Origin of the sequence: Agrococcus sp. TF02-05 (genome assembly GCF_017565345.1) — a bacterium.
GTDB lineage: Bacteria > Actinomycetota > Actinomycetes > Actinomycetales > Microbacteriaceae > Agrococcus > Agrococcus pavilionensis.
In genome coordinates this window covers 292,155-304,095 of the sequence record NZ_JAGEKO010000010.1, presented here as the reverse complement: position 1 = coordinate 304,095, position 11,941 = coordinate 292,155, and the positions used below count along the sequence as shown (strand labels likewise).

Below are 11,941 nucleotides of genomic sequence, written 5' to 3'. Positions count from 1 at the left end.
ACGCGCGCGTCGCGGGCATGGCGGGCGAGCTCGCGAGCGCGCTCGTGGCCGGCGAGCCGTGCCCGGTGTGCGGCGCGCTCGAGCACCCGAGTCCGCACGCGCCGGGCGGCGACATCGTCACGGCCGACGACGTCGCCGACGCGATCGCCGCGAGCGAGGCCGCGCTCGCCGCCGCGACCGCCGCGAACGAGACCCTCGCCGCGCTCGAGCGGGAGCGCGCGTCGCTCGAGGCGATCGCCGGCGCCGCGGATCGCGACGCGCTCGCCGCCGCGCTCGACGCCGCTCGGGCTGCGCAGCGGGCATGCATCGACGCCGCCGCCGAGCGCGAGCGGCTCGGCCGCGAGCTCGAGCAGCACGACGAGCGCTCGCGCGAGCTCGACAGCCGCATCGCCGAGCTCGAGCGCGTCGTCGGCGAGCGCCGCTCCGCCGCCGCCTCGGCCGCGACGCGGCTCGCCGACGCGCGAGCGCGGGTGCGCGAGGCGCTCGGGAAGCACCCCGACGCGCGGTCGATGCTGCACGCGGCCTCGACGCGCCGCGACGCGCTCGAGCAGTGGCTCGAGGCCGACGCCGAGCGGGCGCGCGCCGCAGCCGAGCAGGAGGAGGCCGCGGCCGACGGGCGCGCGGCGCTCGAGCGCCTCGGCATCGCGGACCGCGAAGCGCTCGCGGCCATGCGGCTCGAGCCCGCCGAGCGGCTCGCGCTCCGCGAGCGCATCCGAGCCCACGACGACGAGCTCGCGAGCGCGCGCGGCGTGCTCGCGCAGCCCGAGCTGCAGGGCCTGCCCGAGACCGCGCCCGACGTCGCGCCGCTCGAGGCCGCGCTCGTCGAGGCCGAGGCGGCATCCGCCCTCGCGGCTCGTGCCGAAGCGACTGCCCAGACGAGGCTCGACCACGCCGCCGCCGACCTCGACGACGCGAGGCAGGCCATCCGCTCGCTCGCCGACGGCGCCGAGCACGCCGCGACCGTCCGCGCCCTCGCCGACGCGCTCGACGGCCGCAACGAGCTGCGGCAGGACATCGAGACCTACGTGCTCGCCGCCCGGCTCGGCACGATCATCAAGGCGGCGAACCTGCGGCTCGGCGCGATGACCGATGGGCGCTTCGCGCTCCTGCACGACGAGGGCACCGCCTATCGCGGCAAGGCGAGCGGGCTCGGCATCCAGGTGCTCGACGCGCACACCGGTCGGGCGCGCACGACGAAGTCGCTCTCGGGCGGCGAGACGTTCCTCGCGTCGCTCGCGCTCGCGCTCGGGCTCGCCGACGTCGTGCAGGCCGAGGCCGGCGGCATCTCGCTCGAGACCCTCTTCGTCGACGAGGGCTTCGGGTCGCTCGACCAGGACTCGCTCGAGGCTGCGCTCGCGACCCTCGACGCGCTGCGGGCCGGCGGCCGCAGCGTCGGCGTCATCAGCCACGTGCAGCAGATGCAGGAGCGCATCCCGTGGCGCATCCGCGTCGTACCCGTGCCGGGCGGGGGCAGCCGCATCGAGGTGGCGGCGAGCAACGCCCCCGGTCGCGCCCAGGAGACCGCGCTCCGCGCTGGGTAGGCTCCCGGGCGTGCCCGACTTCGACGAGCGCCCGCAGCACGGGCGGCGCATCGACATCTCGTCGCTCGCCGCGTTCGACTTCTTCGCGCGGCGCGCGTCGAGCATGGAGGACTGGCGCCTGCAGGACGTCGACCTCACGGAGCGCGCCGACGCGCTCGAGCGGCTCGACGGCGGCGGTGCGCTGCTGCTCGGCTGCGACCTGCCGCCGGGCGCGAGGGAGCGGCTCGTCGCGCAGGGCGCGATCGTCTTCGACGACGTGCCCGACACGCCCTTCAACGCCTACCGCTCGACGCTCTACACCCCCGACGACCTCGTGCAGGGCTTCGACGAGGGCTACCCGGCGACCTTCGACGCGCGCGTCTACGCGTGGTCGCGCACCCGGCAGCACGACGTCGCCGACACGCTCGCCGCCGCCCTGCACGACCACTCGATCGACGACGCGCTCGCCGACTGGGTGCGGGGCAAGCAGATCGTCGGCGTCATGGGCGGCCACGCGCTCACGCGCGACTCGGATCCGTACCGGCAGGCCGCGCACCTCGGCCACGGGCTCGCGCGCGCCGGCCGGGTCGTCGCGACGGGCGGCGGGCCGGGCGCGATGGAGGCGGCGAACCTCGGGGCGCGAGCCGTCGCGCTCTCGACCGAGCAGCTCGACGCGGCGATCGACGAGCTCGCGGCCGAGCCGGCGTTCCACGGCGCGATCCCCGCCTGGATCTCGTCCGCGCGGCGAGTCGCGGCGCGCGTCGGCGACGGCGTCTCGCTCGGCATCCCGACGTGGCACTACGGCCACGAGCCGCCCAACTCGTTCGCCACCGCGATCGCGAAGTACTTCCAGAACTCGGTGCGCGAGTCGATCCTGCTGCGCGTCGCGAGCGCGGGCATCGTCGTGCTGCCCGGCGCGGGCGGCACGGTGCAGGAGATCTTCCAGGACGCGTGCGAGAACTCCTACGCCGAGGACGGCGCGTGGGCGCCGCTCGTGCTGCTCGGCGAGCGCTACTGGACCGAGACGATGCCGGCGTGGCCGCTCCTGCAGGCGGTCATGCGCGGCAAGCCGGGCGAGGCGGGCATCGCGCTCGTCGACTCGGTGGCGGATGCGGTGGCGGCGATCTCGGCGTTCGAGCCGGCACCGGGCGGGTCGGCGCTGCACGCGCCGGCGCCGGAGGATCGGCGCTGACGAGGGCCGTGCGCCCTACGGCAGCAGCTCCCCCGCGATCCGCCGCTCGATGTCGTGCGTCGTGGCCTCCGGGAGCGCGATGAGGCCGTCGAGCTCGCGGCGCGCCTGCCGGTAGGCCGACTGGCGCTCGGCGGCCGTCGACGCCTCGTTCTCGGCGAGCGCCATGAGCCGCTGCGCCGACTGCAAGCGGCCGCGCTCGGCCTCGGTGAACCCCGTCTGCGCGCGCCGCTTCGCCTCGAAGGCGACCTCGAAGTCGCGCACCGCCTCGCGGTAGCGCTCGAGCGCGCCGGGCGGGCGCAGCTCCTCCGGCTCGTCGGGCTTGAGCCCGTCCGCGACGCGCTTCGCGCGGTGGAAGGTCTGCGTGAGCGGCTCCCGCATGTCGGTCATGAGCGGGTAGTCGATGAGCTTCGCGACGTCGAGCTCGAAGTCGAGCCAGCGACGGTCGGCCTCGGCGTGGTCGGCGATGATCCGCTGGATCTGCCGATCGCGATCCTCCCGCTCCAGCCGGTCGTCGGTCGCGCCCGTGCCCTTCCCCTTCCCCTTGCGCTGCTCGGGCGCGGGCGGCACGGCCTGCACGGGAGCGCGGCGGATGCGCTCGAGCTCGATGCGGTCGCGGCGGCGGCGCTCGCTGTACTTCGCGGCGCCGCCGATCCAGCCGCCGACGATCGGGCCGACGATGAACATGAGCCACCAGTAGCTGCCGGCGAACTGCAGGATGTCGTCCACGAGGAGAACCTACCTGCCGCTCTGCGATCGCTCGGGATCGGATGCGATGATGCGCGCGAGGCCCGTCCCCGGGCCGGAGGAGGCACCATGTCGAACATCCAGAACCCGATGCCGAACCGCACGGAGCCGACGCCGCCGTCGACGACGATCGCCGAGTTCGACACCTACGAGGAGGCGCAGGCGCTCGTCGACCGGCTGAGCGACGCGAAGTTCCCCGTCGAGCACGTGCGGATCATCGGCACGGGCCTCACGACGGTCGAGCAGGTGCTCGGCCGCATGACGTACGGCCGCGCGGCCCTCAGCGGCGCGCTCGGCGGCGCGTGGTTCGGCCTCTTCGTCGGCCTGCTGTTCGGGCTCATCATCGTGAACTCGTGGGCGTGGGTCATCTGGGCCGTGCTCATGGGCGCGGCGTTCGGCATGATCGCCGGCGTCGTCCAGCACGCGATGACGGGCGGCAAGCGCGACTTCTCGTCGATCCGCGCCCTGCAGGCCGCGCGCTACGGCGTGCAGGTCACGAACGAGCACGCGGCCGAGGCCGTGCGCCTCATGGGGCAGGCGCCGCGGGCGCAGGCGTAGCCCCGTCCGCAGCCGCCGCGGGCTCCTCGGCCGCCTCGCGGTGCTCCGGCTCGTCGGGCACGTCGTCGGCGGGCTTCCGCAACCGGAGCGTCGCGATGACGCCGAGCACCCACAGCGCCGCCGCGCCCATGAACGCGAGGCGCGCGCCCTCGAGCAGCGCGTCGCCCGAGGGAACGCCCGTCTCGACGAGCTGCCCCTGCCGCGTCGCCATGATGGTGACGAACGCAGCCGTGCCCGCGGCGCCGGCCACTTGCTGCACCGTGCTCAGCACCGCCGAGCCGTGGCCGTACAGGTGCTTCGGCAGCGCGCCGAGCGAGACGGTGAACAGCGGCGGGAAGGTGAACGCGAAGCCGAGGCTCAGCACCATCTGCATGATGAGCACCATCCACCAGGGCGTCGTCGTCGAGAGCTGCGTGTAGAGCACGAGCGCGGCGAGCACGACGAGCGCGCCGGGGATCACGAGCGGCCGCGGGCCCCAGCGGTCGTAGAGCCTGCCCACGACCGGGCCGAGCAGCCCCGTGAGCATCGCGCCCGGCAGGGTGATGAGCCCCACCTGCAGCGGCTCGAGCCCGAGCGAGTCCTGCAGGATGAGCGGCAGCAGGATGAGCGTGCCGAACATCGCCGCCATCGCGATCATCATGACCGTGACGGATGCGGTGAACAGCGGGTGCCGGAACGTGCGCAGGTCGAGCAGCGCGTCGTCGGTGCGCTGGAGGCGCACCTGCCGCAGCACGAACGCGACGAGCCCGAGCGCGCCGACGCCGAGCGCCGTCGGCAGCTGCCACGCCGGCAGTCCCTCCGCGCCGATGAGCGAGAGCCCGTAGACGAGCCCGCCGAAGCCGATCCCCGCGAGCGGGATCGAGACGACGTCGAGCCGCGGCGGCTCCTGCACGTCGCCGCGGCGGAGCGTGCGCGCGCCGGTGAGGAGCATCGCGAGCGCGAGCGGCGCGACGCCGAGGAAGATCCAGCGCCACGACGCGAACTGCAGGATCGCGCCCGAGACGGTCGGGCCGAGCGCGGGCGCGACCGACATGACGAGCGAGATCGTGCCCATGAAGGCGCCGCGTCGAGCCGGCGGCACGAGGTGCATGACCGTCGTCATGAGCAGCGGGAACACGACCGCGGTGCCCGACGCCTGCACGACTCGGCCGAGCAGCAGCAGGGGGAACGACGGCGCGACGCCCGCGAGGAGCGTGCCGACGACGAACGTGCCCATCGCGACGAGGTAGAGCGAGCGCGTGCTGAAGCGCGCCATGAGCCAGCCGGTCGTCGGGATGACGATCGCCATCGTGAGCAGGAAGGCGGTCGTGAGCCACTGCGCGGCGCGCTCGTCGATGCCGAGCACGGGGTCGGCGACGAGCGTCGAGATGGCGACGTTCATCGCGGTCTCGTTGAGGATGACGACGAAGGCCGAGACGAGCAGCGTCGCGATGACGATCGCGCCGCCGGCAGGCAGTCGAGTGGATGCGTCGGCCCGGGCGGGGGTGGACTGGGTGTCGGTCGGCATGTGCTCTCTCGGGCGGCACCGCGCGGACCCGCCGATCGGCGGATCCGCGTCGCTGCGATCAGAAGGGTGGCGTCTGCCGCGGCGGATCAGGCCGCGGGCGCCTCCATGTGGAAGAAGTCGATGATGTGGCCGTCGGGGTCGGTGAGCTGACCGCCGTACATGCCCCACTCGCCCTCCTCGATGGGCTTGGAGAGCCTACCGCCTGCAGCCGTGCCCGCGGCACCGAACGCGTCGACCTCCTCGCGGCTGCCGAGCAGCAGCGCGAGCAGGTTCTCGAGCGAGCCGCGCTCGGCGCGCCGCTGCCCGCCGACGAGGAACTCGTCGAAGCGGCCGTGCTCGAGCAGCATGATCGAGACCTGCTCGTTCACGACCATGCAGCTCGTCGTCCCGTCGCTGAAGTCCGGGTTGCGCGTGAAGCCGAGCGCCTCGTAGAAGGCGGTCGCGACGCCGACGTCGGCGACGGCGTAGTTCGGGAAGACCATCTGCACTGCCATGACCGCTCCGCTCATCGGCGCGCGCGTGCGGCGCGCGAACGGCGCTCACGGTAATCGGGGCCGGGAGTACGGTCAAGGGGATGACCCGCTCGACTCGCGCGAGCGCCGAGTTCCGGCGCGCGTTCCTCGCCTTCGGGCCCCACGACGGCGCGCACCGCGTCGCGATCCGGGCGAGCGTCAGCACCGCCGTGCCGCTCCTCGCGCTCGTCGCGATCGGCCACGCGGAGTGGGGCGCGTGGGCCGCCTTCGGCGCCTTCACCTCGCTCTACGGCCGCAATCGCGTGCAGCTGCCGCGGCTCGTCATGCAGTCGACGGCCGCGGTCGTCATGGTCGCGGCGGTGGGGCTCGGCTCGCTCGTCGCGACGCTGCCCGCGCCGGCGTGGCCGATGATCGCGCTCGGCGCTGTCTTCGCGGGCCTCGTCTCGATCGTCTCCGACGCCGAGGACTGGCACCCGCCGGGCCCGCTCTTCGCGCTCTTCGCCTTCAGCGGCTCCGCATCGCTGCCGGGCGTCTCGCTCGCCGACGCGGGGATCGCGACCGTCGTGGCCACCGCATCCGCCGCCTTCTCCGTGCTCATCGGCTCGATCGGCACCGCGTGGCGGCGGGCGCGGCGGCTGCCGGCGCTCGAGTCGCTGCCCGTCGCGCGCAGCTACCGCCTCTCCCCCGGCCGCCGGGTGCAGCTGCGGCGCGTCGCGCGCTACGCGCTCAGCGTCGCGCTCGCGGGCTCGATCGCGACGGCGCTCGGCATCGGCCACCCCTACTGGGCGATGGTCTCGGCGGTCGTGCCCGTCTCGACCGGCACGTTCGCGGCCGGCCTCGCGCGCGGCACCCACCGCATCCTGGGCACGAGCCTCGGCGTGGTGCTCGCCGCCGCCCTCCTCGCGCTGCGGCCGAGCGACGTCGTGGTCGTGCTGCTCATCGCGGCCGTCGCCTTCGGCACCGAGCTGCTCGTGGGCCGCAACTACGGCGTCGCGATGGTCTTCGTCACGCCGCTCGCGCTGCTCGCGGTGCACCTCTCGAGCCCCGTGCCGGTCGACCGGCTGCTCGTCGACCGGCTCGTCGAGTCGATCGTGGGCGCGCTCGTGGGCATCGCGGTCGGCTTCGCGACCCGCCGGTGGGATCGCCGCCGGGCCTGACCCGTCGCTCGCCCTGTGCTATCCAAGAGGGCATGCGCCTCATCTCGGCTCGCGACCGCGATCCGGCCGACCCCTACTTCACGCGCGTGCTCACGGTGCCGAACGCCTTCACCGTCGCCCGGCTGCTGCTCCTCGTGCCCGTCTGCTGGCTCATCATCGACGGCGCTCCGGGCTCGTGGACCCCGGTCGTGCTGCTCGCGGTGTGGGCGGCGACCGACTGGATCGACGGCGTGCTCGCGCGCGCGCTCGACCAGACCTCGCGGCTCGGCGAGGTCATGGACCCGATCGCCGACCGCATCGGCATCGTCGGCGTCACGCTCGCGCTCGCGATCGGCGGCGCGGTCGACTGGTGGATCCTCGCCGTCATCTTCGCCGTCGACGTGCTCTCGGTGATCTCGGCGGGCAAGGCGGCGCGCGACGGCAGCATCCACGTCTCGTGGCTCGGCAAGGTGCGCACGGCGGTGCTGCTGACCGCGATCGTCGTCGTGCTGCTCGGCCACACCGTGCTGCCGGAGGCGACGGCGCTCGGCATGACGCTCATGCTCGTCGGTGTCGGCCTGCACGTGATCGCGGGGATCGACTACTTCCTGCAGGCGCGTCGCCTGCGCCGGGTGCAGACTGGGAGGCCTACGAGTCGGCAGGCGGAGGAGGCGCGATGAACGAGTGGCACGAGGACCGCGAGCGGCTCGCGGCGCACGTCGAGGACATCCTCGCGGGCTGGCACGAGTCGGTCGAGCGGGTGCCCGGCGAGGACGGCGAGCCCGACACGATCGTCGCGCGCGACGGCGACCGGGTGGCGGCGATCCTGCCCCTCGACGAGGAGAGCGTCGAGGAGATGGTCGACGCCGAGGCCGACGGCGAGCTCGCGCAGTGGCTGCGCGATGAGCTCGCCGAGGACGACGAGCGCGACGACGACGACCTCGACGACGACGAGGACGACGACCTCGAGGCCGCCGCCGACGCGTGGCTCGGCGACGACGCCGCCGTGGAGGACGACCCCGTCGCGACGACCGCCGCCGCTGAGGACGACGACGACGAGGAGGACTTCGACCTCGACGACTGGGACGACCCGGAGGCCGACGCCCTCATCGACGAGCTGCCGGCGTAGCGCGCCGCGTGGAGCAGTCGCGCGGAATAGCCGCGCTGGGCGCGCGTTGACCCGAGCATGCAGGTAGACATCTGGTCAGACGTGGCGTGCCCGTGGTGCTTCATCGGCAAGCGGCGGTTCGAGCGGGCGCTGGGCGCCTGGGAGCACGGCGACGAGGTCGAGGTCACGTGGCACTCGTACCAGCTCGACCCCACGCTCCCCGAGCGCTACGACGGCGGCGAGGTCGAGTACCTCTCGCGCGTGAAGGGCATGCCGGTCGAGCAGGTGCGGCAGATGATCGGCCACGTCGCCGAGCAGGCCGCGGGCGAGGGCCTGCGGTACGACTTCGACGCGCTCGTCGTCGCGAACAGCCTGCGCGCCCACCAGCTGCTGCACCTCGCGAGGTCGACGGACGCGAAGACGGCGGATGCGGTGAAGGACGGGCTCCTGTCGGCCCACTTCGAGCGCGGCGTCGACATCGGCGACGTCGAGGCGCTCGTCGAGATCGGCACCGCCGCGGGGCTCGACGCCGACGAGATCCGGGCGTCGCTCGCCGACGAGCGCCACCTCCCCGCCGTGCGCGCCGACATCCAGCAGGCGCGCGAGATCGGCGTGAACGGCGTGCCGTTCTTCGTCTTCGACATGCGCCTCGCGCTCTCGGGCGCGCAGCCGCCGGAGGTCTTCGTGCAGGCGCTCGAGCGCGCGCGAGAGCTGAACCTCGAGGAGTCCCCCGCCCGCTGAGCCGCCGACGGCGTCAGTCGGCGCGGCGAGCGAGGAAGACCCACTCGCGGCCGGGGCGGTCGGGCGCATCGCGCACGTCGACCGGCGCGAAGCCCGCGCGCTCGAGCGACGCCTCGATCTGCTCCCGCGAGCGGAACCGGAGCGTCGACCCCGAGTCGATGCGCGCGCCGTCGCGGTGGAACACGGTCGGCGACCGGAACGTGACGAGCGCGCCGCCGGGCGCCTCCTCGTCGACCGCGATGAGCTCGACCCAGTCCTCGACCGGCCCTTCGTGCGCGACGTCGACGACCTGCCGCGACGCCTCCGGCGTCCACTCGAGCCACGCGCGGCGCTCGGGCCTCCTCGACTCGAGCACGAGCGTCCCGCCCGGCCGCAGCAGCCGCCGCGCGGCGCCGAGCGTCGTGGCCCAGTCGTGCTCCTCGACGAAGACCTGCGCGACGTTCGCCGTCATGGTCGCGACGTCGAAGCCCGAGCCGATCGACGCATCCGCCTCGACGGCGTCGAGCGTCCCCTCGAGCCAGCGCACCGCATCCGCCCCCGGCTTCGCCCGCGCGACCCCGATCGACGCGCTCGCGGGGTCGACGCCCGTGACCGAGAGCCCGCGCGCGGCGAGCATGAGCGCGAACGTGCCGGTGCCGCAGCCGATGTCGAGCACCGACCGGGCGCCGAGCTCGTCGACGACGATCCGCGCGTAGACCTCGAGATCCGAGCGGTCGGGGTCGAGCGCGTCGTAGACGGCCGCGAGGCGCGGCTCGCCGAAGATCGCGTCGACCACCGCCGGTCAGCGCGCGATGCGCGCGGCCACCGCGTCGTGCAGCATGCCCGCGACCGCCTCGAGCCGCAGGTCGGTGCTCGTGGGCTCGTCGCCGACGGCGCCGTCGATCGCGCGACCGACCATGCCCGCCTTCGTGTCGAGCAGCTCGGCGATGCGCGTGTCGATCGTCTGCGCGGCGAGGATGCGCCACACGGTGACCGGCATCGACTGGCCGATGCGGTGGATGCGGTCGATCGCCTGGGTCTGCTCGGCGTCGGTCCACGAGAGCTCGGCGAGCACCATGTCGGCCGCCGCCTGCAGGTTGACGCCGACGCCCGCGGCCATGAGCGAGCAGACGATGACCCGCACCGACTCGTCGTTCGTGAACGCGTCGATCGCGGCCTGGCGCTGCGTCGGCGACTGGTCGCCGCGGATCGAGACCGTCTTGATGCCGGCCTTCGCGAGCGTCTGCTCGGCGGCGTCGAGGACGTCGATGTGCTTCGCGAAGAAGACGACCTTGCCGACCGAGTGCGCGAGCTGCGCGGCGTAGTCGGCGGCGAGCTCGGCCTTCGCGCGGCCGATGCGGCGCGCGAGCGCGAAGACGTTCTCGCCCGTGCCGCCCTCCTGCGCCTCGACCTCGCTGCGCGCGATGCGGCGCACGAGCTCGTCGTCGACGCGGCTGTCGTCGCGCGCGTCGGCGGAGCGCTGCTCGATCGCGGCGTCGTAGCGGCGCAGCATGCGCTCGACGAGCTCGCGCTCGGCGGCGCGGATCGACCGCACGGATGCCTCGTCGAGCTCGACCGGGATGTCGGCGATGCGGCGGGCCGGGATGTCGGAGGCGACGTCGATCTTGCGGCGCCGGACGATGCCCATGTCGATCACGGCGCGCCTGGCTGCCGGGTAGAACGCCCGGTCCATCGGCGTGAGGCCGATCTCCTCGAGGTGGTCGGTGAGCTCGGCGTTCGGCTCCTTGTGGTCGATCCAGCCGAGGAAGCGCCAGATCGCCCCGAAGTCCTCGATGTCGTTGATGAGCGGCGTGCCGGTGAGGGCCATGAGCAGCGGGTTGCCGATGCGCTCGCGCATCGCCGCCGAGATCTGCAGCACGTGCCGCGAGCGCTTCGAGCGCGTGTTCTTGATGAAGTGCGCCTCGTCGACGACCATGCCGCGGAACCCGAACCGCTCGAGCCAGCCGATGTGGCGGTCGAGCACCTCGTAGTTCACGACCACGACGTCGGCGAAGGCGTCGAGCGTGTCGCCGTCGCCCTGCAGCACCGCGGCGCGGCGCCCGGGCAGCCAGCGCTCGGTCTCGCGCGCCCAGTTGATCTTCACGACGCTCGGCGCGACCACGAGCAGCGGGAACGCGTCGGCCGCCTGCGCGGCGAGCAGCGCTTGCGCGGTCTTGCCGAGGCCCGGCTCGTCGGCGAGCAGGAACGTGCGGTGCCCGTCGCGGGCGGCCTGCACGAGCTCGGCCTGGTGGTGCATGAGCTCCTTGCCGCCCGGCGCGATGTGCCGCTTCGGCTCGGGCAGCGGCATGCACGCGGGACGGCCGTCGGCCGCGACCTCGAACGAGAGGTAGAGCGGCGAGAGCAGGTCGAAGCCCGCGAGGCGGTCGCGCTCGGGCTTGCGGCGCACGTGCGTGAGGTCGGGCTCGAGGAAGGGGTTCGCGAGCGCGACCCGGCGCACCGACGGCGGCACGACCTGCGGCGCCTGCGGCTCGGTCACCTCGGGCTCGGGAGCCGACTGCGGCTCGGGCGCCTCCTCGATGCCGGCGGCCTGCAGCATCTCGCGCTTGCGCTCGCGCACGGCGTCGGTGATCGGCGCGCCGTCGCCGAGCAGCGGCAGCAGCGTGGGCTCGCGGCTCGCGGCCTTCGCGAGGATGACGGCGATGCCGTCGAGTCGCTTGAGGTCCTCGGCGCGCTGGGCGTCGGTGAGCGTCTTGTCGGCGCGCACTCGGGCGCGCTCCTCGCGCGCGAGCATCGCGACGACCTGCAGCTTCACGCGCGTCGAGCGGGAGGCGGCGCCGCGCTTGACGCCCGCCTCGACCTGGCGCACGGCGCGGGCGAGCTGCGGGATGAGCGCGTCGCGCTCCCGGGTGGCGGGCCGCTCGGCGGCCGCCTCGTCGACGACGATCGCGTCGAGGTCTTGGGATGCGTCCGTGTCGGTCGCATCGATGGTTGCGGCGTCTGCCACGTGTCCTCCATTCGAGGC

The 11,941-nt window shown here is 74.1% G+C and carries 12 protein-coding genes; 7 read left to right on the top strand and 5 right to left on the bottom strand.

Translation table 11 applies throughout. The features are described 5' to 3' along the window. Together JQT67_RS11925 and JQT67_RS13665 are read left to right on the top strand one after the other, a co-directional pair. A partial coding sequence (locus JQT67_RS11925; RefSeq protein WP_279537689.1) for an SbcC/MukB-like Walker B domain-containing protein occupies window positions 1–1,541 on the top strand: 1,541 nt, incomplete at its 5' end. A 10-nt stretch (window positions 1,542–1,551) separates the two neighbouring features. Then, window positions 1,552–2,712 carry a Rossmann fold nucleotide-binding protein gene (locus JQT67_RS13665; RefSeq protein WP_307864327.1) on the top strand — a complete coding sequence of 387 codons (1,161 nt, stop codon included), beginning with the start codon at window positions 1,552–1,554 and terminating at the stop codon, window positions 2,710–2,712. 15 nt (window positions 2,713–2,727) lie between these two features. Here JQT67_RS13665 and JQT67_RS11915 read toward each other — a convergent pair whose 3' ends face one another. Then, on the bottom strand, window positions 2,728–3,438 hold the full coding sequence (locus JQT67_RS11915) for a hypothetical protein (protein WP_307864326.1): 711 nt from the start codon (window positions 3,436–3,438) through the stop codon (window positions 2,728–2,730). 87 nt (window positions 3,439–3,525) lie between these two features. Between JQT67_RS11915 and JQT67_RS11910 the strand changes: the two genes are divergently transcribed. Further along, complete coding sequence (locus tag JQT67_RS11910) at window positions 3,526–4,014, top strand: DUF4407 domain-containing protein (RefSeq protein ID WP_243755940.1); 489 nt, start codon at window positions 3,526–3,528, stop codon at window positions 4,012–4,014. Here JQT67_RS11910 and JQT67_RS11905 read toward each other — a convergent pair. Both JQT67_RS11905 and JQT67_RS11900 read right to left on the bottom strand, forming a co-directional pair. Then, on the bottom strand, window positions 3,983–5,521 hold the full coding sequence (locus JQT67_RS11905) for an MDR family MFS transporter (RefSeq protein ID WP_208064853.1): 1,539 nt from the start codon (window positions 5,519–5,521) through the stop codon (window positions 3,983–3,985). The two genes, JQT67_RS11910 and JQT67_RS11905, sit on opposite strands and share 32 nt — an antisense overlap. Before the next feature lie 86 nt (window positions 5,522–5,607). After that, a complete protein-coding gene (locus tag JQT67_RS11900) occupies window positions 5,608–6,015 on the bottom strand; it encodes a VOC family protein (protein ID WP_208064851.1) in 408 nt (135 codons plus the stop codon). Between the two features lie 80 nt (window positions 6,016–6,095). Here JQT67_RS11900 and JQT67_RS11895 point away from each other — a divergent pair, with 80 nt between their 5' ends. From JQT67_RS11895 to JQT67_RS11880, 4 genes are read left to right on the top strand one after another with little or no spacing between them, the layout of a single operon-like run. Next, window positions 6,096–7,151, top strand: a complete 1,056-nt coding sequence (locus JQT67_RS11895; protein ID WP_208064849.1) for an FUSC family protein — start codon at window positions 6,096–6,098, stop codon at window positions 7,149–7,151. 32 nt (window positions 7,152–7,183) lie between these two features. Continuing rightward, complete coding sequence (locus tag JQT67_RS11890) at window positions 7,184–7,810, top strand: CDP-alcohol phosphatidyltransferase family protein (protein WP_208064847.1); 627 nt, start codon at window positions 7,184–7,186, stop codon at window positions 7,808–7,810. Then, window positions 7,807–8,259 carry a hypothetical protein gene (locus JQT67_RS11885; RefSeq protein ID WP_208064845.1) on the top strand — a complete coding sequence of 151 codons (453 nt, stop codon included), beginning with the start codon at window positions 7,807–7,809 and terminating at the stop codon, window positions 8,257–8,259. Before JQT67_RS11890 ends, JQT67_RS11885 begins: the two co-directional genes overlap by 4 nt. Window positions 8,260–8,316: 57 nt before the next feature. Then, window positions 8,317–8,979, top strand: a complete 663-nt coding sequence (locus tag JQT67_RS11880) for a DsbA family oxidoreductase (RefSeq protein WP_208064844.1) — start codon at window positions 8,317–8,319, stop codon at window positions 8,977–8,979. Window positions 8,980–8,992: 13 nt separating this feature from the next. Here the strand turns inward: JQT67_RS11880 and JQT67_RS11875 are convergent, their stop codons facing one another. Beyond that, entirely contained in the window at window positions 8,993–9,754 is a 762-nt protein-coding gene (locus tag JQT67_RS11875) for a bifunctional 2-polyprenyl-6-hydroxyphenol methylase/3-demethylubiquinol 3-O-methyltransferase UbiG (protein ID WP_208064842.1), read from the bottom strand. Between the two features lie 6 nt (window positions 9,755–9,760). Beyond that, a complete protein-coding gene (locus JQT67_RS11870; protein WP_374222135.1) occupies window positions 9,761–11,806 on the bottom strand; it encodes a DEAD/DEAH box helicase in 2,046 nt (681 codons plus the stop codon). Between the last annotated feature and the right edge of the window lie 135 nt (window positions 11,807–11,941).